Genomic DNA, 19,674 nt, shown 5'->3' on the forward strand with positions numbered 1-19,674 from the left:
GGGATGCGATGACCGCGATCGTGACGACGCCGCCGGCACTGGAGCCGGTGACGCTGGAGGAGGCGCGCGCCCAGCTGCGCGTGACAACCAGTGAGGAGGATGCGCTGCTCGGCCGGCTGATCGCCGCCGCGCGGGCGCAGATCGAGCTGGCAACGCGCCGGGCGCTGATCGCGCAGGGCTGGCGGCTCTATCTCGATGCCTGGCCGCCGGGCCGGGTGGTGCGGCTGCCGGTCGCCCCGGTCGCCTCCGTCGAGGCGGTCACCGTCTATGACGGCGACGGGCTGCCGGTGGCGCTTGACCCTGCCGACTACCGGCTGGAGGCGGCAACCAACCCGCCGCGGCTGAAGGTCAAGGCCGGGGCGCCGGCCGGGATCAAAGGCTTCAACGGCATCGAGATCGACTTCACCGCCGGATACGGCACGGAGGCCGACGCGGTGCCGGGGCCGCTGCGCCAGGCGGTGCTGCTGCTGGTTGCCCACTGGTTCGAGCACCGCGAGCCGGGGCTGGATCCGGCCGCGCTCGGCCTGCCGCCGGCGGTGGCGAGCCTTGCCGGCAGCTACCGGATGGTGCGGCTGTGAGGGCGGCGGCAGGAGCGGGCTCGCTCGACCGCGCGATGCGGCTGGAGCGGCCCGAACGGATCGAGGCGGCGGACGGCGAGGCCGAAACGATCTTCACGGACACCGGCCTCGTCTTCGTGGCACTGGCGCCGGCGAGCCTTGCCGAGCGGCAGGCGGGCGGGCGGCACGACGGCATCGCCACCCATGTGGCGCGGCTGCGCACCGGCACCGGCATTGCCGGCGGCTGGCGGCTGAGCGAGGGCGCGCGGCACTTCCGCGTGCTGGCCGTCGACGACACGGCGCGGCGGAGCGGGTTTGTCGCCTGCCTCATCGAGGAGGAGGGGCGATGAGCGCGCAAGTCGCCTTGCGGGCAGCGCTGGTGAAGGCCTTGCGCGCCGATGCGCAGCTGACCGCGCTGACGGGCGGCGAGCGGGTGCATGACGGGGCACCGCGTGGGAGCGCGCACCCTTTCATCGAGCTCGGGGCCCTCGTCTCGCGGCCGCTGCTTTCGAGCGCGGAGGAGGGCGAGGAGCACGAGGCGGAGATCCTGGTGCATTCGCGAAAAGACGCGCGCGGCGAGGTTGCCGCGCTGATGGCGGCCGCCCGCGAGGCGGTGCTGAACGGCGCGGGCGGATTTCTCGACGGACATGTGCTGGTCAATGCCGGGACGCTGGACGAGCGCAGCGAGCGGCTGGCCGACGGGCGCAGCTGGCGCGGCCGGTTGCGGCTGCGGCTGGTGAGCGAGCCGGCGGAATAGGTCGATACAGGAACGGAGGCGGAGATGGCCGCACAGGCAGGCAGGAACCTTTTGCTGAAATGCGATGCGACCGGAAGCGGGAGCTTCGTCACCATGGCCGGGCTGAAGGCGCGGCGCATCGCGCTCAACGCCGGCAGCGTCGACGTCACCGACGCGGACAGTTTCGGGCGCTGGCGCGAGCTGCTGTCGGGCGCCGGCACCCGCTCGGCCAGCATCTCGGGCGGCGGCATCTTCCGCGACAAGACGGCGGACGAGACCGTGCGGGCGATGTTCTTCGACGGGACCATCCGCTTCTGGCAGGTGGTGGTGCCGGATTTCGGCACGATCAGCGGGCCGTTCCAGGTGAGCGCGCTCGACTATGCCGGCACCCATGACGGCGAGGTGACCTACGAGCTGGCGCTGGAATCGGCCGGCGAAATCAGCTTCACGGCGGCCTGACCATGGCAGGTGACAAGGGACTGGCGGCGAACCGCCACCGCGGCGAGGTGGCGGCACGGCTCGGCGGGCGGAACCGCCGGCTGGTGCTGACGCTGGGCGCGCTGGCGGAGCTGGAGGCGGTCTACGGGGCGCAGGACATGGCGACGCTGGCCGAGCGCTTCGCCGAGGCGCGGCTTTCGGCGCGCGACGTGATCCGCATCCTCGGGGCGGGCCTGCGCGGTGCCGGCGAGGACATCACCGACGAGGAGGTCGCGCGGCTCGACCATGCGGACGGCGTCGCCGGGCTGGCGCTGCTTTCGGCGGAGCTGCTGCGCGCGACCTTTGCCGGCAGCGCGGACGGGCAGCGGGGCGAGACGCCGCCGGACCCTTGAGCGCCGCGTCCGCCGGGCCGCAGGCGGGCGCGGAGGAAGCACGGCCCTTTCCCTGGAACGAGGCGATGGGCCTGTGCATGGGCCGGCTCGGCTGGCCGCCGGACAGCTTCTGGCGGGCAACGCCGCGCGAGCTTGCGGCGGTGCTGGCCGGCCTTGGTGGCGGCAGGGCGGGCGATTTGCGCCCGCTGGCGCGCGCCGGACTGGAGGCCTTGATGCGGCGCTTCCCCGATGCGCCGACGAGCGGCGACACGGTACGGCAGGAGGGCGGCGATGAGCGCTGAGGGACTGGAACTGGACGAGGCGGAGCGGCTGCGCGCCGCCATGGAGGATGTGCGCAGCGCCTCGCGCGATGCGGCCGGAGTGCTGTCGCGCGGGCTGCGCCAGGCGCTGGTCGACGGCCGCTCGCTGGAGCAGGTGCTGCGGTCGGCGGCGCTGTCGCTGTCGAACCGGGCCTTGAGCGCGGCGCTCGCCCCGTTGGAGCAGGGGATCTCAAGCGGGATCTCCGGCCTCGCCGGGCAGCTGTTCTCGGGGCTGGCGTCCGGGTTTTCCGGCGGCGGCATCCTGCCCTTCGCCAAGGGCGGCGTCGTCGCGGCGCCCGGCTATTTCCCACTGCCGGGAGGCGGCGCGGGCGCGCTGGGGCTGATGGGCGAGGCGGGCGCGGAGGCGGTTCTGCCGCTGTCGCGCGATGCGAGCGGCCGGCTGGGCGTTGCCGCGGGCGCAGCAGGCGGCGGACAGGCCATGCCGCAGATCGTCTTCAATGTGGAGGCGAGGGATGCGGAGAGCTTCGCGCGTTCGGAAGCACAGATCGCAACAATGGTTGCCCGCGCCGTCGGACGGGGACGGCGCGGGCTTTGACGTCGGGCCTGAAGAGGAGGGGCTCAGGCACCGGCGTTTCAGGTGGCGGCGAGCATCGCCGCGATTTCGTCCTTCAGGTGAAGGCGCTGCTTCTTGAGGTTCTCCAGGGCCTCGTCAGAGGCCGGGGCCACATCGGTTTCGACCCGGTGAATCTCCCGGTTGACGTCGTGGTAGCTGTCGGCAAGCCGCGCGAAATGGCCGTTGGAAACCTTCAGCTCGTGCAAGGCAGCAACCTTGTCCGGGAATTCCTCGTGCAACTCGTGGGGAACATGACTCATGTCCGGTAGACCTCCTGTGACGCGAAGAGACTGCCCCGCCGCGGCGGGCCGAACCTTGAGCAAGATCAAACTCGGGGCATTTCTTTCAAAAATTCGCAACAGGGGGGCGGAGCGATGACGCCCGGCTTCATCGAGGAACGCTTTCCGCTCGGCGTCGCCTTCGGCGCCAGCGGCGGGCCGCAATGGCGCACGGACGTGGTGACGCTGGCCTCCGGTGCCGAGATGCGCAACGCGCGCTGGGCCGGATCGCGGCGGCGCTACGATGCCGGCAGCGGCGTTCGCTCGCTCGCCGACCTGCAGGAGGTCGCAGGTTTCTTCGAGCGCATGCGCGGGCGGCTGATCGGCTTCCGCTTCCGCGATCCCTTCGACAACCTGTCGGCGGCGACCGGCAATACGGTCGGCCCGCTCGACTGCCCGCTCGGCACCGGCGACGGGACGCGGGTAGAGTTTCCGCTCGCCAAGAGCTACGGGGCGGGCGCCGACGCGGCGCTGCGGCGGATCGAAAAGCCGGTGGCCGGCTCCGTGCGGGTCGCTATCGGCGGCAGCGAGCTTGTCGAGGGCGCGGGCTTCACCTGCGATCCCGCGACCGGGCTTGTGACGCTCACCGGCGCGCCGGCGCCGGGCGTCACGGTCACCGCGGGCTTCCGCTTCGACGTGCCGGTGCGCTTCGACACCGACCGGTTGGAGCTGAGCCTGACCCATTTCGAGGCCGGGCGCGTGCCGACGATCCCGCTTGTGGAAATAACGCCGGACGGGGGAGAGGCGCCATGAGGACGGTTCCGCCGGGACTGGCCGCGCGCGCGGGCGCACAGGCGACGACGCTTGCCACCTGCTGGCGGCTGACACGGGCCGACGGCACCGTGCTGGGCTTCACCGACCACGACCGGGTGCTCACCTTCGAGGGGACGCAGTTCCGCCCCGAACTCGGCTTCGAGGCGAGCGCCACGGACCTGGCGCCCGACTTCGCCACCGGCACCAGCGAGGCGGCCGGCATTCTCGCCTCCGACAGGATCGCGGAAGCGGACCTTGCCGCCGGGCTGTGGGACGGCGGGCGCGTCGAGATCTTCCTGGTCGACTGGCAGGCGCCGGAGCACCGGATGCTGCTGCGCCGCGCCGTCATCGGCGAGGTGACGCGGGCGGGCAATGCGTTTCGCGCCGAGCTGCGCGGGCTCGCCCATCTGCTCGACATCCCGCAAGGGCGGGTGTTCTCGCATCTTTGCGATGCCGATCTCGGCGACGGGCGCTGCGGTGTGGATCTGGTTGCCGGCGGCTTCCGGCTGGAGGGCACGGTGGCGGCGGGCTCGAATGCCAGGCGCCTCAAGGTGGACGGCATTGCCGGGCCGCCGCGCGACTGGTTCGCCGGCGGGCGCCTGGAGGTCGGCGGGCTCGTCGGCGAGGTGGTCTCCGACCGGGTGGAGGAGGGGCTGCGCATCGTCGAGCTGATGACGCCGCTCGTCCGGCAAGTGGCCGAGGGCGCGCCCGTGCGGCTGACCGCCGGCTGCGACAAGCGCTTCGCCAGCTGCCGCGAGAAATTCTCCAACGCGCTCAACTTCCAGGGCTTTCCGCATATGCCGGGCTCGGAACGGGTGCTGGCCTATCCGAGCCGCGGGGCGGCGGAGAACGACGGCGGCGCGCTGGTGCGCTGACACTTTCACGAAGACTGCGACACTACAGGAGGCACGTCATGGTGCTGCGAAGCGACATCCTTTGCGAGGCGCGGCGCTGGATCGGCACGCCCTATCGCCATCAGGGCAGCTGCCGGGGCGCGGGCTGCGATTGCCTGGGCCTGGTGCGCGGGGTGTGGCGGGCGATCCACGGCACCGAGCCGGAGGCACCGCCCCCCTATAACCGCGACTGGGCCGAGGCGGATGCGCGCGAGACGCTGCTCGCCGCCGCGCGCCGCCACATGGATGAGCTCAGCCTCGCCGAGGCGCGGCCGGGCGACGTGCTGCTGTTCCGCTGGCGCGACGGGGCGCCGGTGAAGCATGCGGGCTTTCTCTCGACGGACCTCACCGGCACGTCGCCTGCGATGATTCACGCCTATGAGGGCCTGTCGGTCTCCGAAAGCCCCCTGGTGCCGGCCTGGCGGCGGCGGATCGCCGCCGTCTTCGCCTTTCCGGAGGCGCGCTGATGGCAACGCTCGTTCTGGCGGCCGCCGGCCAGGCGCTGGGCGCGGCCTTTCTCGGCAGCACCGGCGCGATCCTCGGCCAGGCGGCCGGCGCGCTGGCGGGCCATGCGCTCGACCAGCGGCTGTTCGGCCAGACCCGAACCATCGAGGGGCGGAGGCTGTCGGATCTTTCCGTGCAGTCCTCGGCGGAAGGGGCGCCGCTGCCGCTGGTCTATGGCCGGGTGCGGCTGGCCGGGCAGGTGATCTGGGCGACCCGCTTCGAGGAGGAGGTGCGCGAGGAAACCACCGGCGGCAAGGGCGGCGGCGGCAGCACGCGGGTGCGCAGCTACCGCTATCACGCAAGCTTTGCCGTGGCGCTGTGCCAGGGGCCGATCTCCCATGTCGGGGCGATCTGGGCGGACGGCAAGCCGATGGAGCTGACCGGCGTCACCTGGCGGCTCTACAAGGGCGAGGCGGACCAGCCGCCCGACCCGCTGATCGCGGCGCTGCAGGAGGCGACGCCCGCCTATCGCGGCACCGCCTATGCGGTGTTCGAGCGGCTGCCGCTGGAGGAATTCGGCGACCGTCTGCCGCAACTGACCTTCGAGGTGGTGCGCGCTGTCGAGCCGCTGGAGGAGATGGTGCGGGCGGTGACCATCATCCCCGGCGCGGGCGAATTCGTCTACGAGCCGGCGGAAGTGACCTGGACGGTGCGGCCGGGCGTTTCCGAACGCGCCAACCGGCACGTCTCCCACGCGCCGAGCAACTGGTCCGCCTCGCTCGACGAATTGCAGGCGCTGTGCCCGAACCTGGAACAGGTGGCGCTGGTGACGGCATGGTTCGGCGACGACCTGCGCGCCGGCCACTGCACGATCCGCCCGAAGGTGGAAACGCGCGGCCGCCAGACGCGCGGCGCCACATGGCGGGTCGCCGGCCTCTCCGGCGCGGTGGCCGAGGAGGTGAGCCGGCACGAGGGCCTGCCCGCCTATGGCGGCACGCCGTCGGATGCGAGCGTCGTGCGGGCGATCCGCGACCTGAAGGCGCGCGGGCTGAAGGTGGCGCTCTATCCCTTCCTGCTGATGGACGTGCCGCCCGGCAACGGCCTGCCGGACCCGTATGGCGGGGGCGAACAGGTGCCGCATCCCTGGCGCGGGCGCATCACCGGCGCGCTTGCCCCCGGCCTCGACGGCTCGCCGGACGGCACGGCGGCGGCGGGAGGCGAGATCGCCGCCTTTGCCGGCAGCGCCCATGCGGGGCAGTTTTCGCCCTCCGGCGACGGGGTGAGCTATCTCGGCCCCAACGAGTGGAGCTATCGCCGCTTCGTGCTGCATCACGCCGCGCTCGCCAAGGCGGCCGGCGGGGTCGATGCCTTCCTGATCGGCTCGGAAATGCGCGGCCTGACGCGGCTTTGCGATGCGCCCGGAAGCTTCCCCTTCGTCGAGGTGCTGCGCCAGCTGGCCGGGGAGGTGCGCGCGCTGCTCCCCCTTGCTGCGATCACCTATGCGGCGGACTGGAGCGAATATGGCGGCTACCAGCGCGAAGGCGGCGAGCTGCGCTTTCCGCTCGATCCGCTGTGGGCCGATCCGCAGATCGATGCGGTGGGCATCGATGCGTATTTTCCGCTGGCCGACCAGCGCGAGGATGGCGACCCGGACGGCACTGTCGACCCTTATGACATCGCGGCGCTGGCCGGCGCGGTCGAGGGCGGCGAGGACTACGACTGGTACTATGCGAGCGAGGCGGACCGGCGCGCCGGCTTGCGCTCACCTATCAGCGACGGGGCGCACGGCAAGCCGTGGGTGTACCGCGCCAAGGACCTGAAGGGCTGGTGGTCGAACCCGCATGTGGAGCGGGTCGCCGGTGCGGAGACCGGGGCGCCGACGCCCTGGGTGCCGCAGTCCAAGCCGATCTGGCTGACGGAACTGGGCGTGCCGGCGATCAGCCGCGGCGCCAACCAGCCCAATGTCTTCTTCGATGCGAAATCCTCCGAATCCGCCTGGCCCCGCTTTTCCGACGGCGGGCGCGACGACCTGATCCAGCGCCGGGCGCTGGAGGCGGTGATCGGCCGCTGGTCGGGCTGGCATCCGGGCCTTGCCGGCGGCGACAACCCGGTCTCGCCGGTCTATGGCGGGCCGATGGTCGATCCGGCGCGCATCCACCTGTGGGCCTGGGACGCGCGGCCCTTTCCGGCCTTTCCGACGGCAACGGACCTGTGGGCCGACGGCAGCAACTGGCGCGCCGGCCACTGGCTGAACGGCCGGCTGGGCGGGCTGTCGCTGGCCGGACTGGTGCGGGCGATCGCTGCAGATTTCGGCCTGCCGGACGATCTGATCCGGCTCGGCGGCCTTTCCGGCACGCTGGACGGGATCGCGCTGGCCGGACCGGTGGCGCCGCGCGACGTGCTGGCGCCCTTGATCGAGGCGCATGGCGCGGTCGCCGTCGACAGGGGCGAGGCATTGGCCCTCCTGCCGGCGTGGTCGCCGGCCGTCGCGGAGCTGGATGCGGGCGGGATCCTTGCCGGCGATGCCGACCGCCCGGCGCTGTCGCTGCGGCGGAGCGAAACGGCGGACCTGCCGGCGGAGGTGCGCATCGCCGCGCGCGATGCGACGCGCGAGCACCGGCGCTTCGTCGTCTCCTCGCGCCGGATCGAGGGGCACGGCGCGCGGGTGGAGGAACTGGATCTCGGCGCGGCGCTCGACCCTGCGCTGGCGGCGGGACTTGCCGACCGGCTGCTGATGCGGCGCTGGAACGAGCGCGAGGAAGCGCAGCTGGCGCTGCCGCCGGGGCGGCTGGGGCCGGAGCCCGGCGACGTGGTGCGCCTTGCGGCCGATCCGCTGCTGGGGCGCGAGGAGGCGCTCGACATCCGCATCGACGGCGTGGAGGAGGCGGAGGGGCGGCGGCTGACCGGCAGGGTGGTGCGCCGGCCGCCGCCGAGCGCTGCCCGCGCCATCGGCGGCGAGGCGCGTCCGCGCAGCATCACCGCAACGGCCGGCGGGGTGGAGGCGGTGATCCTCGACCTGCCGCCGCTGCCCGGCGACAGCGCGCCGCAGGCCCCGCGCCTGGCCGTGTTCGGCGCGCCCTGGCCGGGGGCGGTCGACGTCTATCGCTGGCGCGACGGCCTGTCGCCGATGCGCCATGCACGGGCCGAAAGCCCGGCGCTGATCGGCACGCTGGTGACCGAGTTGCCGCCGGGGCCGGTGGCGGTCTGGGACCGGGGCAGCCGGCCGGTGGTGGAGATTTCCGGCGGCACGCTGTCCTCGGCGAGCGAGGAGGCGGTGCTGTCGGGGGCCAATGCGCTGGCGGTGCTGGGCGGGGCGGGCGGGCTGGAGGTGCTGCAATTCGCCGGCGCCGAACTGGTCGGCCCGCGCCGCTACCGCCTGTCGATGCTCTTGCGCGGCCAGCAGGGAACGGAAGAGGCGGCGCGCGCCCCGACGCCGGCCGGCAGCCGGGTGGTGCTGATCGACGACGCGCTGCCGCCGCTGCCGCTGACCCTCGACGAGATCGGCATCGGCTTTTCCTACGCGGCGCTGCCGGCGGGGCATGCGCTCGACAGCCTCGCCCGCGTCGATCTCGCCCATACGGCCACCGCGCGCGGGCTGATGCCTTTCGCGCCGGTGCATGGTCGTGCAAGGCGGCTTGCGGGCGGCGAGGTGCGGTTCGACTGGATCCGCCGCACGCGCATCGGCGGCGACGGCTGGCGCGAGGGCGACGTGCCGCTCAGCGAGGAGCGCGAGGAGTATCTCGCCGAACTGCTGGACGAAGGAGGTATCGCCCGCTGGTCGGCGAGCGTGGCGAGCCCTGAGGCGGTGCTGACGGCAGCGCAGGAGACGGCCGCCTTCGGCGGGCCGCAGGCGCTGTTCCGCTTAAGGGTGCGGCAGGTCTCGGCGAGCGTTGGCCCGGGGCTCGCGGGCCTCTTCGAGCTCAATCCCTGATTATCATCGACGCAAGGAAGAGACCCATGAAGGTAAGCGAAAGGGGCCTGGCGTTCGTCGCCAGGCACGAGGGCTTCGTCGCGAGTGCGTACCGCGATCCGGTCGGCGTGCTGACCATCGGCTACGGCTTCACTATGGGCAGCCGCCTCTTTGCGGAGAGCTGGCGCAAGGCGCATGGCCGCGCGCTCGCCCCCGGCGACCGGATCTCGCGCGCCGAGGCGGACCGGTTGCTGCGCCGACTGATCGACGAGGAATACGGGCGCGAGGTGACGAAGGCGCTGGGCGATCTGCCGCAGCACCGGCACGACGCGGCCTGCTCGGTTGCCTTCAACCTCGGCCCGCGTGCGCTGCAATGGCGCTGGGCGACCGCGCTCAAGGCCGGCGATGTCAAAGGCGCGGCCGATATCCTTGGCGCCAACTACAACACTGCCGGCGGGCGCAAGCTCGCCGGACTGGTGCGCCGGCGCCAGGAGGAAGCGCGGCTGCTGCTCCATGGTGATTATGGTGATGGCGCCGCGACTCCGGTGCCGCCCGTCAAGACGCCCGGGGCTCCCAGCGGCCTGCTGGCGCGCCTTGCAGACCTGGTGCGGGCGCTGCTGGACCGGCTGGACCGGCGCTGACCTGTTTTCCCCGATACCTTGCGAGAAGGAGACCGCGATGCGCGGATGGAGAACCCTTGCCCTCAATCTTGCGACCGGCCTGGCGGTGATCGCCGCCGAGATGGCCGGCTTCCTCGCCGGCGTCGACTGGGCGGCCGCGCTCGGCCCGCGCGAGGCGTTGTGGCTGGTGGTGGCCGTCAACCTCGCCAATATCGCGCTGCGCCATGTGACGCGCGGGCCGGCCGGCTGGTGCGGCCGGGAGGGCAAGTGCGACGAGCGGCAGGCGGAGGGCGGGCGATGAGCGCGCTGCTCGCCTTTCTCGCCGGGCCGCTGCTGAGCGCCTTGGTCGGACTGATGGAGCGGCGCCTGTCGGCGAAGGAGCGGCAGGGGGAACTTGCCGCGGAACTGGCGGCGCAGGAGATCCGCGCCGAGATCGCGGCGCGGGCCGAGGCCCGCAAGGTGCTGATCGCCGAACAGGGCACCCTGCTGTCGGCCGGGCGGATCGGCCGGCTGGTCTTCGTGCTGCCGCTGGGCGTGTGGTGGACGGCGGTGATCGCCGATTCGATTTTCGGCTTTGCCTGGAACGTTTCGGCGCTGCCGGCCCCGCTCGACGAATGGGCGGGCGGCATCGTGCTGTCGTTGTTTCTCGTCGATGGCGCGAAAGGCATCGCGCGCAATCTGCGCGGCGGAAAAGCGGGCTGAGCGGCGTTTCCCGTGCGGGTCCTGTATCTTGCGTTCATGTGCTATTCAGGCGGTTCACGCTATGGATCGCGCATGGTCAGGCAGCTACACATTCGCAAGACGTCCCGACGCGCCGCATTGGCGCTGGCGACGGTGCTTGCTCTCCTCGCTCCGGCGGCGGCGCAAGCCCAGTGCCTGAGCCAGTCGCAAGCCCGTCAGGCGGTGCAGACGGGCGAAGCGCGCCCGCTCGGCAGCATTGCCGGCAGTGCCGGCGGCGAGATCGTACGCGCCGAACTGTGCCGCCAGGGCGGCCGGCTCGTCTATGTGCTGTCGGTGCTCGACGGCGGACGGGTGAAGGAACGCGTCATCGACGCCCGCTCGGGACAGGTGCTGCGCTGAACGGCAGCGCGAATCCGAAACGACAAGGTTTTAGGGACAGAGCCGACCATGAGACTGCTCGTTGTGGAAGACGACAAGGACCTCAACCGCCAGCTGGCCGAGGCGCTGGGCGAGGCGGGCTATGTGGTCGACACGGCCTTCGACGGCGAGGAGGGCCATTTCCTCGGCGATACGGAGCCCTATGACGCGGTGGTGCTGGATCTCGGCCTCCCGGTGCTCGACGGGCTGTCGGTGCTGGAGCGCTGGCGCCGCGACGGGCGCGCCATGCCGGTGCTGATCCTGACCGCCCGCGACCGCTGGTCGGACAAGGTCGCCGGCATCGACGCGGGCGCCGACGACTATGTCGCCAAGCCCTTCCACATGGAGGAGGTGGTGGCGCGGCTGCGCGCCCTGCTGCGCCGGGCGGCCGGCCATGCCAGCAACGAGATCAGCGTCGGTCCCTTCCGCCTCGATATCCGCGCCGGCAAGGTGACCAAGGACGGGTCGACGATCAAGCTGACCTCGCACGAGTTCCGCCTGATCTCCTACCTGATGCATCACAAGGGCCGGGTGGTCTCGCGCACCGAGCTGATCGAGCATCTCTACGACCAGGATTTCGACCGCGATTCCAACACGATCGAGGTGTTCGTCGGGCGGCTGCGCAAGAAGCTCGACAGCGACCTGATCGAGACGGTGCGCGGCCTCGGCTACCGGATCGGCGAGACGGATGCCTGACGTCGAACCGCAGGCGGAGCAACCCGCCGCCGGACGGCGCCGCCGCCAGCACTCCATCGCGACACGGCTGATCCTGGTGGCGGCCCTTTGGTCGCTGGTCGCGCTGCTGGTGACCGGCTTCGTGCTCGTCGCCATGTACCGGGAAGCGAGCGAGCGCGAGTTCGACGCCCGCCTCGACGTCTATCTCAAGGCGATCATCGGCGAGATGGCCGCCGGCACGCCGAGCGATCCGGCCGAGCCCGGCAATCTCGGCGACCCGCGCTTCGACCTGCCGGCCTCCGGCTGGTACTGGCTGGTGATGAAGGCGGAGACCGGCGAGGTGCTGTTCTCCTCCATGTCGCTGCTGGGCGACCGGCTGCAGCTGGACGAGCCGCAGCCGGGCGTCATCCTGCGCTCGGTGATTTCCGGCCCCCGCAATGCGGAGCTGCGCGTGCTGCAGCAGACCATCATCTTCGGCGAGGCGGCGGCCTACCGGATCGCGGTCGCCGGCGAGACGGCGGAGCTGCGCGAACGCGAGGACGATTTCGCCGGGCAGGTGGCGTTGACGCTGCTGGTGCTGGGGCTCGGCCTCGTCGGCGCGATCTTCCTGCAGGTGCGCGTCGGCCTGCGGCCGCTGGCGGCGCTTAGCGCCTCGCTGGCCGCGGTGCGGCGGGGCGATGCCCAGACCGTCGACGAGAACCTGCCGCCGGAACTGAAGCCGGTGGCGGTGGAGCTCAACGCGCTGGTGCGCTCCAACCGCGAGGTGGTGGAGCGCGCGCGCACCCATGTCGGCAATCTCGCCCATGCGCTGAAGACACCGCTCAGCGTCATTCTCAACGAGGTGCGCGGCCAGGACGCGCCCTTCGCCCCGAAGGTGGCGGAACAGGCCGAGGTGATGCGCTCGCAGGTGCATCACCATCTGGAGCGCGCCCGCATGGCGGCGCAGCGCCGGGTGATCGGCGTCTCCTGCGACGTGGAGCCGGTGCTGGCGCGGCTGATCCGGGCGATGACCCGCATCCACCGCGACCGGAACATCGACATCTCCCTCGACATGAAGACGCGCCTGCGCTTCCGCGGCGAGGAGCAGGACCTGGAGGAGATGACCGGCAACCTCATCGACAATGCCTGCAAGTGGGCAACGTCCCGGGTGCGGGTCAGCGTTGCCGCGCTTGGCGGCGCAGAGACGGGCGAGCGGATCGTGATCGCCATTGCGGACGACGGGCCGGGCCTTGGCGAGAGCGAAACGGCGGAGGCGCTGATGCGCGGCCGCCGGCTCGACGAGACGGTGCCGGGCACCGGCCTTGGCCTGTCCATCGTCGTCGATCTGGCGGGGCTGTATGGCGGCGACCTGGCGCTGGCGCGCGACCGCGGGCAGGACGGCGGCGGGCTCGTCGCGCGGCTGGTGCTGCCGGCGATCTGAGGCATGCGCGAAGGCGGGGAAGCCCCCTTGCGCCGACGCAGTTCGGCCACAAATGCGTGTAACGTCTGACGCTGGATTTCGGGCCGACCCTTCCTCCCGGTTGGCGAATTCAGCCCGGACGTTTAGGCTCATCGCGGCGCCTGCGCGCCGCCGCTTCGGCTCCCGTGCGACATGCAAGGGGGCCGGATCAAGAGGGATGACACGAGGGCAAGCGCGGATGAACGCCTTGAAACTCGCCATTGCTGTGACCATGGCTGCCGTGGCTGGCGCCTGCAACACCGGCGGCAGCGTCGGTGCCGGGCCCGTCGTGGTCGGCGGCAGTCTGTTCGGCAGCGCCTTCAGCGCGCCGACCGTCCAGCAATCGGAGGCCGATGTCGTCCTGGCCGACCTGCTGCGCTCCGAAGCCGGGCAGGGGCTGGAAGTTTCCGACCGCAGGGCCGCGGCAACGGCGCTGCGCGGTGCGCTGGGCACCAACCGCACCGGCGAGACCGTGCAGTGGCAGAACCGCAGCTCCGGCACCAGCGGCCGGGTCGTGACCGGTCCCAGCTACCAGGTGAACAACATCCTGTGCCGCGACTACACCCATGTTGTGACGGTCGAGGGCGTGGAGCGCTCCATGCGCGGCGCCGCCTGCCGCAGCGGCGAGGGCGGCTGGCTGCCGATCACCTGATCGAGCGGGCCCGGGAAAAAGCGTGCAGACGCGGCGTCCCGCGCCCTTTCCGACACGGCCTGCGAAGCCGGTTACGGACCATCGCCAAGATTCAATTAATCATTTTCTGAAACCATCCGCCAACGATCCCAGAACTCGTTCGAGCGCGGACTGATGCCTGACCGGCGCCTTTTGACGGAAAAGATCCGATCCTATCTGCAGGCCCTGTCGCCCCGTGCTGTGCAGACCCTTTTGCGTGGCCTGGAGGGCGCGCGTGCGCGCGGATCCGACGATCCCCATCTCGACCTGATTCTCGATGCCTGCCTCAGCGCGGTGCGGCCCGACACCGGCATCGTGCTCGACGCCGAGCCGCGCGAGAACTGGCTGCAGCGCCTGTTCTTCGCGCCGGTCGAGGACATGCTGGTGACCGAGATGCTGCCCAGCAAGGAGCGCGGCCGGATCACCCGCTCGAGCCTGCCGCAGATCTGGACCTGGATCTCCCGCGACATCGCGCCCGACCGGGTGAGCGTGGCGCTGCAGATCAGCCGCCGCCTGGAGACCGAGCCCGACGACGTGATCGAGCAGGCCGTCTCGCTCCGCCGCAACGTGCTTGCTCCGATGGAAAAGGCTCTGGCGGAGGCGCATGCGGACGACCGTGCGCACCAGAAGTTGAGCATGCTGGTGGGGGGCGAGCGGGCGCTGCGCGACGTGGAGGACCTCGTCGCCGCCTTCCGGGAGGGCGCCTGGCTGGAGGCCCTGCGCGAAAGCCTGCCGGAACGGCTGACGGAATGGGACTTCAAGCCGGGCAGCCCGTCGCTGACCCGCATCAAGGCGGTGACCGACCGGCACGGCGAGGAGCGGGCGCTGATCGCCTCGATCGTACTGGACCGGGTGGAGGCGCCCGAATCGATGCTGTCGCTCGCCGCGGCGCTCGCCGGCTCCATGTCGATCCGCAAGATCGCCGAGAGCAGCTATTCCGTCTTCGCCGAGATGGCCCTGTCCGAAGTCGAGCGCTATGCCGGCATCGCCTGCGGCGATTGCACCAACCTGAAGCTGTCCGGCGCCATCGACGCCTATACCCGCATCGTCAAGGTGCTCGACCGCCAGTTCGACCTGATGGAAAAGCCGGCCTGGCACAAGCGGGTCGCCGAGACGCGGCGGCAACTGTCGGCGCTGGTGGCGCGGGAGCTGGAAGCGGCGACCGGCAGCATCCGCCGGCTGCTGGTGGTGCCGAAGGTCGCGCCCGGCACCGAGCCGGAGGTGGACGTGGTGCTGCTGGAGGAAGCGCATCGCGGCATCATGCTGGTCAACAAGATGCGCGATGCGGCGGAGAACCTTGCCGTCAACGAGATCACCGCCCGCACCCGCCACGCGCTGGACCAGTCGCTCGACATCAAGACCCGCTCGTTGCTGGCCTCGCTGGCTGCCGCACGCGAGGACGAGCGCAAGGCACACCTGCTGACCGTCGATATCGCCATCGACCTGTGCGAGGCGTTCTACGGCAAGGATTATGCCGACCAGCTGCGGCGCAGCCGCAAGGCCGCGCTGACGCCCAAGCCCAAGCAGGAGATCCGGCAGGCGGCCTCCTGAGGACGCTGCCGGGGACGGGGCGGCGGCTGACGCTTTCGTGAAGCGGCAACGGGCGCCGCGACCGCCTGTCACAGGCCGCAAATACTTGCGGAAATGCGCGAGGCACGGTCTATATCCCCTTCATGACGCTCTGGATCGCCTTTTCCCTGCTCACCGTGCTGGCGGCGCTGGCCGTGCTCGTTCCGCTCGCCCGTGCAGGACGCGGTGCCGCAATGGCTGCCGCCCTGCATGACGCCGAGGTCTACAAGTCGCAGCTCGCTGAGGTCGAGCGCGATCTCGACCGCGGCCTGATCTCGCAGGAAGCGGCGCAGGCTGCGCGCACCGAGATCGCCCGCCGGCTGATCGCGGCCGACCGCGAAGCGCAGCGCGGCAGCGGAACGGCGCCTGCCGCCGCGGAGGATGCCGCCAAGGGCGGCGCCGCCCGGCTGCGTCTGGTTCAGGCGGCCGCGCTCGTCATGGTGCCGCTGGGCGCCGTCGGGGCCTATATCGCCTACGGTTCCCCCGATCTTCCCGATCTGCCGCTGTCGGCCCGGCTCGAGGCGCCTGCCCAGGGCCGCTCGCTGCCCGATCTGGTGGCGCGCGTCGAGCGGCATCTGGCCGACAATCCCGAGGACGGGCGCGGCTGGGACGTGGTGGCGCCGGTCTATATGCGCATGGGCCGGCCGCAGGACGCTGCCGCCGCCTATGCCAGGGCCATCCGCCTGCTGGGCTCGGACGTGCGGCGCGAGACCGACCGGGGCGAGGCGCTGGTCGTCGCCAACAACGGCATCGTCAGCGCCGAGGCGCATGCGGCCTTCGAACGGGCGGTGGCGATGGATGCGCAGGCGGTGAAGCCGCGCTTCTTCCTGGCGCTGGCGCTGACCCAGGAAAACCGCAAGGACGAGGCGATCGCCGCCTGGCAGTCGCTGCTGGCCGATGCGCAGGGCGGCGAGGCCTGGGCCGAGGCCGTGCGCATGGAATTGGCCAAGCTCGGCGTCGAGGCGCCGGCACCGGCCGCAGCCGATGTGGCCGGACCGTCTCGCGAAGAGATCGAGGCCGCGCAAGAGTTGAGCACCGACGACCGCCAGCAGATGATCCGCTCGATGGTCGACGGGCTGGACGCGCGCCTTGCCGCCGATGGCGGAAGCGCGCAGGAATGGATGCAGTTGATGCGCGCCCTGGACGTGCTGGGCGAGCGCGAGCGTTTGCGCCAGGTCATTGCGCGCGCCGGCGAGGCGCTGAAGGATGACCCGGCCGCGGTCGCGGGCATTCGGCAGCTGGCGAGCGAACTGGGCGAAGGCTCGTAAGCGGCACAAACTGGTGGGCAGCGACGGGAACGGACGAAGCAAGATGACCCGCAAGCAAAGACGCATGACGATGATCGCAGCCGCCGGCGGCGTGCTCGCCGTTGCGGTCGGGCTGATCCTGGTGGCGCTGAACGATCAGATCGTCTTCTTCCAGAGCCCCAGCGACATCGTCGGCAAGCAGCTGCCGGACGGACAGCGCATCCGCCTCGGCGGTCTCGTCGAGGAAGGCAGCGTCGAGCGCGGCGCCAATGCCGAGGTGCGTTTTGCCGTGACCGACACGGTGGAAAGCGTCAAGGTCGTCTATGTCGGCCTGCTGCCGGACCTGTTCCGCGAGGGGCAGGGCGTCGTCACCGAAGGCGTGATGAAGGGCGACGGCTGGTTCCACGCCGACAATGTGCTGGCCAAGCACGACGAGAACTACATGCCCAAGGAAGTCGCCGAAGCCCTCAAGGGCAAGGGCGTCTGGCAGGGCAAGGAATAGCCGGCAGCGATCCGGCCGCGCGCGGGCCCTCCGGCCTGCCGATTTGAGGGAGACGATCCGGTATGATCATCGAGATCGGCCATTTCGCGCTGATTCTGGCCTTCGTTCTGTCCGTGCTGCAGAGCGTCGTGCCGGTCTGGGGCGCGGTCAAGAGCGACCGCCGGCTGATGGCGGTGGCGCCGCCCGTCGCAGGCATGCAGTTCCTGCTCGTCGGCATCGCCTTCGCGGCCCTGATGCAGGCCTACATGGTCTCCGACTTCTCGGTCGTGAACGTGATCGAGAACTCCCATTCGGCCAAGCCCACCCTCTACAAGATCACCGGCGTGTGGGGCAATCACGAGGGCTCGCTGCTCCTGTGGGTGCTGATCCTGGTGCTGTTCGGCGCACTGGTCGCCGCCTTCGGCCGCAACATCCCGATGGAGCTCAAGGCCGCGACGCTGGGCGTGCAGGGCTGGGTGACGGCCGCCTTCCTGCTGTTCATGCTGTCGACGTCCAACCCGTTCGTGCGCGCATCGCCGGCGCCGTTGGAGGGCAACGACCTCAACCCGATCCTCCAGGATGTAGGCCTCGCGATCCATCCGCCGTTGCTCTATGTGGGCTATGTCGGCTTCTCCATCGTCTTCTCCTTTGCCATCGCCGCGCTGATCCTCGGCCGGGTCGATGCCGCCTGGGCCCGCTGGGTGCGGCCGTGGACGCTGCTGGCCTGGATGTTCCTGACGCTCGGCATCGCCATGGGCTCCTACTGGGCCTATTACGAGCTCGGCTGGGGCGGCTACTGGTTCTGGGATCCGGTCGAGAACGCCTCCTTCATGCCCTGGCTTGCCGGTACGGCGCTGCTGCACTCCGCCATCGTCATGGAAAAGCGCGGGGCGCTGAAGGTCTGGACGGTGCTGCTTGCCATCCTCACTTTCTCGCTGTCGCTGCTGGGCACCTTCCTGGTGCGCTCCGGCGTGCTGACCAGCGTGCATGCCTTCGCCACCGATCCGGCACGCGGCACCTTCATCCTCGGCATTCTCGTCCTGTTTATCGGCGGCTCGCTGGCGCTCTATGCCTGGCGCGCGCCGCTGCTGAAGCAGGGCGGCCTGTTCGCGCCGGTCAGCCGCGAGGGCGCGCTGGTGCTGAACAACCTGCTGCTGACGGTGGCGACCGCCGCCGTTCTGGTCGGCACGCTCTATCCCCTGGTGCTGGAGGTGCTGACGGGCGAGAAGATCTCGGTCGGGCCGCCCTTCTTCAACCTGACCTTCGGGCCGCTGATGATCCCGCTGCTGATGGCGATGCCGTTCGGGCCGTTCCTGGCCTGGAAGCGCGGCGATCTCGCCGCCGTCGGCCAGCGGCTCTACGCGGTCGCCGGCCTTGCGCTTGTCGCGATCCTGGTCAGCGCCTGGTGGCAGGGCACGGACCGGATCCTCGCCGCGCTCGGCGTCGGCCTTGCCGTCTGGGTGATCTGCGGTGCGGTGGCCGAGATCCTGTCGCGCGCCCGCTTCGGCGATGTCGGCCTGTCGACGGGTCTTGCCCGGCTCGGCGGCCTGCCGAAGTCTGCGTGGGGCACGGCGTTCGGTCACGCGGGCATCGGCCTGACGCTGCTCGGCGTCGTCGCCGTCTCCGCCTTCCAGGAAGAGAAGGTGCTGACCATCCGGCCGGGCGAAAGCGTGGAGATCGCCGATTACACGCTGAATTTCTCCGGACTGGCGCGGCGCACCGGCCCGAACTATGTCGACGATGTCGGCCATTTCGACATCTATCGCGGAGGCCGGCAGGTGGCCGTGGCCGATCCGGCCAAGCGCCTCTACACCGCGCGGCAGATGCCGACGACCGAGGCGGGCATCGTCACCTTCGGCCTGTCGCAGGTCTATGTCTCCATCGGCGAGGTGCATTCCGACGGCGGCGCCGACATCCGCCTCTATCACAAGCCGCTGGTGACCTTGATCTGGATCGGCTGCCTGGTGATGAGCTTCGGTGGCGTGCTGTCGCTGTTCGACCGCAGGCTGCGGGTCGGCGCACCGAAGCCGGCGCGCCGCAAGATGGCGGCTGCCGGGCAGGGAGGCGACTGATGATGCAGCTCCTGCGACGGCTGATCCTCGCGTTCGCCATGCTGGCCGCCGCCCTGCCGGCAGCCCATGCAGTGGCGCCCGACGAGGTGCTCGACGATCCGGCGCTGGAACACCGCGCCCGGGAACTGTCCGCCGAACTGCGCTGCATGGTCTGCCAGAACCAGTCGATCGACGACAGCGATGCGCCGCTGGCCAAGGACCTGCGCATCCTGGTGCGCGAACGGCTCGTCGCCGGCGACACCAACGCGGAGGTGGTCGACTTTCTGGTCGCCCGCTACGGCGAGTTCGTGCTGCTGAAGCCGCGCCTGTCGCTGCAGACGGTGGTGCTGTGGGGGCTGGCCCCGCTCGCCCTCGCCATCGGGCTGGTGGTGCTGTTTCTCGGCGCCAGGCGGCGCCGCGGGACCGCTTCGGTCGCCGCCAGCGGCGCGACGCGGCTGAGCGGCGAGGAGCAGGCCGAACTGGACCGGATCCTCTCCCGCGACAAGGAGGCGTGATCCGCTCCCGGTTTCGTGGTCTGTTGAGCGTCGGCG

The 19,674-nt window shown here is 71.1% G+C and carries 24 protein-coding genes; 23 read left to right on the plus strand and 1 reads right to left on the minus strand.

The genetic code is table 11. The features are described from left to right. Positions 1–8 precede the first annotated feature (8 nt). Genes GH266_RS21305 through GH266_RS21335 form a run of 7 tightly spaced genes read left to right on the plus strand, consistent with a single transcriptional unit; the run spans position 9 to position 2,978 of the window. The gene (locus GH266_RS21305; protein ID WP_158195620.1) at positions 9–578 is read left to right on the plus strand and encodes a head-tail connector protein; all 570 of its coding nucleotides are present in this window, start codon (positions 9–11) and stop codon (positions 576–578) included. Further along, on the plus strand, positions 575–907 hold the full coding sequence (locus tag GH266_RS21310) for a head-tail adaptor protein (protein WP_158195621.1): 333 nt from the start codon (positions 575–577) through the stop codon (positions 905–907). Before GH266_RS21305 ends, GH266_RS21310 begins: the two co-directional genes overlap by 4 nt. Further along, on the plus strand, positions 904–1,314 hold the full coding sequence (locus tag GH266_RS21315) for a DUF3168 domain-containing protein (protein WP_158195622.1): 411 nt from the start codon (positions 904–906) through the stop codon (positions 1,312–1,314). The genes GH266_RS21310 and GH266_RS21315 overlap by 4 nt, the downstream gene beginning before the upstream one ends. A gap of 24 nt (positions 1,315–1,338) precedes the next feature. Then, positions 1,339–1,752 carry a phage major tail protein, TP901-1 family gene (locus GH266_RS21320; protein ID WP_158195623.1) on the plus strand — a complete coding sequence of 138 codons (414 nt, stop codon included), beginning with the start codon at positions 1,339–1,341 and terminating at the stop codon, positions 1,750–1,752. A gap of 2 nt (positions 1,753–1,754) precedes the next feature. Beyond that, positions 1,755–2,123: a gene transfer agent family protein gene (locus GH266_RS21325; RefSeq protein WP_158195624.1), complete on the plus strand. Its 369-nt coding sequence runs from the start codon at positions 1,755–1,757 to the stop codon at positions 2,121–2,123. Then, on the plus strand, positions 2,120–2,404 hold the full coding sequence (locus tag GH266_RS21330) for a rcc01693 family protein (protein ID WP_280524812.1): 285 nt from the start codon (positions 2,120–2,122) through the stop codon (positions 2,402–2,404). The genes GH266_RS21325 and GH266_RS21330 overlap by 4 nt, the downstream gene beginning before the upstream one ends. Beyond that, entirely contained in the window at positions 2,394–2,978 is a 585-nt protein-coding gene (locus GH266_RS21335; RefSeq protein WP_158195625.1) for a phage tail tape measure protein, read from the plus strand. Before GH266_RS21330 ends, GH266_RS21335 begins: the two co-directional genes overlap by 11 nt. A 38-nt stretch (positions 2,979–3,016) precedes the next feature. Here GH266_RS21335 and GH266_RS21340 read toward each other — a convergent pair whose 3' ends face one another. After that, positions 3,017–3,256: an HP1242/YdcH family protein gene (locus tag GH266_RS21340; protein WP_158195626.1), complete on the minus strand. Its 240-nt coding sequence runs from the start codon at positions 3,254–3,256 to the stop codon at positions 3,017–3,019. 114 nt (positions 3,257–3,370) lie between these two features. On the opposite strand from GH266_RS21340, the gene GH266_RS21345 reads away from it, so the two are divergent. The 16 genes from GH266_RS21345 to GH266_RS21420 all read left to right on the plus strand — a co-directional run bounded on the left by GH266_RS21345 (position 3,371) and on the right by GH266_RS21420 (position 19,638). Next, positions 3,371–4,027 carry a DUF2460 domain-containing protein gene (locus GH266_RS21345; protein WP_158195627.1) on the plus strand — a complete coding sequence of 219 codons (657 nt, stop codon included), beginning with the start codon at positions 3,371–3,373 and terminating at the stop codon, positions 4,025–4,027. Then, a complete protein-coding gene (locus tag GH266_RS21350) occupies positions 4,024–4,902 on the plus strand; it encodes a DUF2163 domain-containing protein (protein ID WP_158195628.1) in 879 nt (292 codons plus the stop codon). The genes GH266_RS21345 and GH266_RS21350 overlap by 4 nt, the downstream gene beginning before the upstream one ends. A 38-nt stretch (positions 4,903–4,940) precedes the next feature. Continuing rightward, a complete protein-coding gene (locus GH266_RS21355; protein ID WP_158195629.1) occupies positions 4,941–5,387 on the plus strand; it encodes an NlpC/P60 family protein in 447 nt (148 codons plus the stop codon). Beyond that, the gene (locus tag GH266_RS21360; RefSeq protein WP_158195630.1) at positions 5,387–9,295 is read left to right on the plus strand and encodes a baseplate multidomain protein megatron; all 3,909 of its coding nucleotides are present in this window, start codon (positions 5,387–5,389) and stop codon (positions 9,293–9,295) included. Before GH266_RS21355 ends, GH266_RS21360 begins: the two co-directional genes overlap by 1 nt. 26 nt (positions 9,296–9,321) lie before the next feature. Continuing rightward, positions 9,322–9,915 (plus strand): lysozyme, encoded by a 594-nt coding sequence (locus tag GH266_RS21365; RefSeq protein ID WP_158195631.1) that lies wholly within the window; start codon positions 9,322–9,324, stop codon positions 9,913–9,915. Positions 9,916–9,952: 37 nt separating this feature from the next. After that, positions 9,953–10,195, plus strand: coding sequence for a hypothetical protein (locus tag GH266_RS21370; RefSeq protein ID WP_158195632.1), 243 nt, complete (start codon positions 9,953–9,955; stop codon positions 10,193–10,195). Continuing rightward, a complete protein-coding gene (locus GH266_RS21375) occupies positions 10,192–10,596 on the plus strand; it encodes a hypothetical protein (protein ID WP_158195633.1) in 405 nt (134 codons plus the stop codon). Before GH266_RS21370 ends, GH266_RS21375 begins: the two co-directional genes overlap by 4 nt. Before the next feature lie 72 nt (positions 10,597–10,668). Further along, positions 10,669–10,974: a PepSY domain-containing protein gene (locus GH266_RS21380; RefSeq protein WP_158195634.1), complete on the plus strand. Its 306-nt coding sequence runs from the start codon at positions 10,669–10,671 to the stop codon at positions 10,972–10,974. A gap of 48 nt (positions 10,975–11,022) precedes the next feature. Then, positions 11,023–11,688 (plus strand): response regulator transcription factor, encoded by a 666-nt coding sequence (locus GH266_RS21385; RefSeq protein ID WP_158195635.1) that lies wholly within the window; start codon positions 11,023–11,025, stop codon positions 11,686–11,688. Beyond that, positions 11,681–13,087, plus strand: a complete 1,407-nt coding sequence (locus tag GH266_RS21390) for an ATP-binding protein (RefSeq protein WP_158195636.1) — start codon at positions 11,681–11,683, stop codon at positions 13,085–13,087. The genes GH266_RS21385 and GH266_RS21390 overlap by 8 nt, the downstream gene beginning before the upstream one ends. Before the next feature lie 196 nt (positions 13,088–13,283). After that, on the plus strand, positions 13,284–13,757 hold the full coding sequence (locus tag GH266_RS21395; protein WP_158195637.1) for an RT0821/Lpp0805 family surface protein: 474 nt from the start codon (positions 13,284–13,286) through the stop codon (positions 13,755–13,757). 153 nt (positions 13,758–13,910) lie between these two features. Further along, the gene (locus tag GH266_RS21400; RefSeq protein WP_158195638.1) at positions 13,911–15,326 is read left to right on the plus strand and encodes a hypothetical protein; all 1,416 of its coding nucleotides are present in this window, start codon (positions 13,911–13,913) and stop codon (positions 15,324–15,326) included. 122 nt (positions 15,327–15,448) lie between these two features. Next, entirely contained in the window at positions 15,449–16,612 is a 1,164-nt protein-coding gene (gene ccmI / locus GH266_RS21405; protein ID WP_158195639.1) for a c-type cytochrome biogenesis protein CcmI, read from the plus strand. A 43-nt stretch (positions 16,613–16,655) separates the two neighbouring features. Then, on the plus strand, positions 16,656–17,093 hold the full coding sequence (gene ccmE, locus GH266_RS21410) for a cytochrome c maturation protein CcmE (protein ID WP_158195640.1): 438 nt from the start codon (positions 16,656–16,658) through the stop codon (positions 17,091–17,093). Positions 17,094–17,155: 62 nt separating this feature from the next. Beyond that, positions 17,156–19,144, plus strand: a complete 1,989-nt coding sequence (locus tag GH266_RS21415) for a heme lyase CcmF/NrfE family subunit (RefSeq protein ID WP_158195641.1) — start codon at positions 17,156–17,158, stop codon at positions 19,142–19,144. Continuing rightward, complete coding sequence (locus tag GH266_RS21420) at positions 19,144–19,638, plus strand: cytochrome c-type biogenesis protein (protein WP_158195642.1); 495 nt, start codon at positions 19,144–19,146, stop codon at positions 19,636–19,638. The genes GH266_RS21415 and GH266_RS21420 overlap by 1 nt, the downstream gene beginning before the upstream one ends. The last annotated feature ends 36 nt before the right edge of the window (positions 19,639–19,674 follow it).

This window comes from Stappia indica (assembly GCF_009789575.1).
Taxonomy (GTDB): Bacteria; Pseudomonadota; Alphaproteobacteria; order Rhizobiales; family Stappiaceae; genus Stappia; species Stappia indica_A.

Coding starts and splice junctions, on each gene's coding strand:
- GH266_RS21305 (WP_158195620.1), top strand. CDS start 9: ATGACCGCGATCGTGACGACGCCGCCGGCACTGGAGCCGGTGACGCTG.
- GH266_RS21315 (WP_158195622.1), top strand. CDS start 904: ATGAGCGCGCAAGTCGCCTTGCGGGCAGCGCTGGTGAAGGCCTTGCGC.
- GH266_RS21320 (WP_158195623.1), top strand. CDS start 1,339: ATGGCCGCACAGGCAGGCAGGAACCTTTTGCTGAAATGCGATGCGACC.
- GH266_RS21325 (WP_158195624.1), top strand. CDS start 1,755: ATGGCAGGTGACAAGGGACTGGCGGCGAACCGCCACCGCGGCGAGGTG.
- GH266_RS21335 (WP_158195625.1), top strand. CDS start 2,394: ATGAGCGCTGAGGGACTGGAACTGGACGAGGCGGAGCGGCTGCGCGCC.
- GH266_RS21340 (WP_158195626.1), bottom strand. CDS start 3,256: ATGAGTCATGTTCCCCACGAGTTGCACGAGGAATTCCCGGACAAGGTT.
- GH266_RS21345 (WP_158195627.1), top strand. CDS start 3,371: ATGACGCCCGGCTTCATCGAGGAACGCTTTCCGCTCGGCGTCGCCTTC.
- GH266_RS21350 (WP_158195628.1), top strand. CDS start 4,024: ATGAGGACGGTTCCGCCGGGACTGGCCGCGCGCGCGGGCGCACAGGCG.
- GH266_RS21355 (WP_158195629.1), top strand. CDS start 4,941: ATGGTGCTGCGAAGCGACATCCTTTGCGAGGCGCGGCGCTGGATCGGC.
- GH266_RS21360 (WP_158195630.1), top strand. CDS start 5,387: ATGGCAACGCTCGTTCTGGCGGCCGCCGGCCAGGCGCTGGGCGCGGCC.
- GH266_RS21365 (WP_158195631.1), top strand. CDS start 9,322: ATGAAGGTAAGCGAAAGGGGCCTGGCGTTCGTCGCCAGGCACGAGGGC.
- GH266_RS21370 (WP_158195632.1), top strand. CDS start 9,953: ATGCGCGGATGGAGAACCCTTGCCCTCAATCTTGCGACCGGCCTGGCG.
- GH266_RS21375 (WP_158195633.1), top strand. CDS start 10,192: ATGAGCGCGCTGCTCGCCTTTCTCGCCGGGCCGCTGCTGAGCGCCTTG.
- GH266_RS21380 (WP_158195634.1), top strand. CDS start 10,669: ATGGTCAGGCAGCTACACATTCGCAAGACGTCCCGACGCGCCGCATTG.
- GH266_RS21385 (WP_158195635.1), top strand. CDS start 11,023: ATGAGACTGCTCGTTGTGGAAGACGACAAGGACCTCAACCGCCAGCTG.
- GH266_RS21390 (WP_158195636.1), top strand. CDS start 11,681: ATGCCTGACGTCGAACCGCAGGCGGAGCAACCCGCCGCCGGACGGCGC.
- GH266_RS21395 (WP_158195637.1), top strand. CDS start 13,284: ATGACACGAGGGCAAGCGCGGATGAACGCCTTGAAACTCGCCATTGCT.
- GH266_RS21400 (WP_158195638.1), top strand. CDS start 13,911: ATGCCTGACCGGCGCCTTTTGACGGAAAAGATCCGATCCTATCTGCAG.
- ccmI (WP_158195639.1), top strand. CDS start 15,449: ATGACGCTCTGGATCGCCTTTTCCCTGCTCACCGTGCTGGCGGCGCTG.
- ccmE (WP_158195640.1), top strand. CDS start 16,656: ATGACCCGCAAGCAAAGACGCATGACGATGATCGCAGCCGCCGGCGGC.
- GH266_RS21415 (WP_158195641.1), top strand. CDS start 17,156: ATGATCATCGAGATCGGCCATTTCGCGCTGATTCTGGCCTTCGTTCTG.
- GH266_RS21420 (WP_158195642.1), top strand. CDS start 19,144: ATGATGCAGCTCCTGCGACGGCTGATCCTCGCGTTCGCCATGCTGGCC.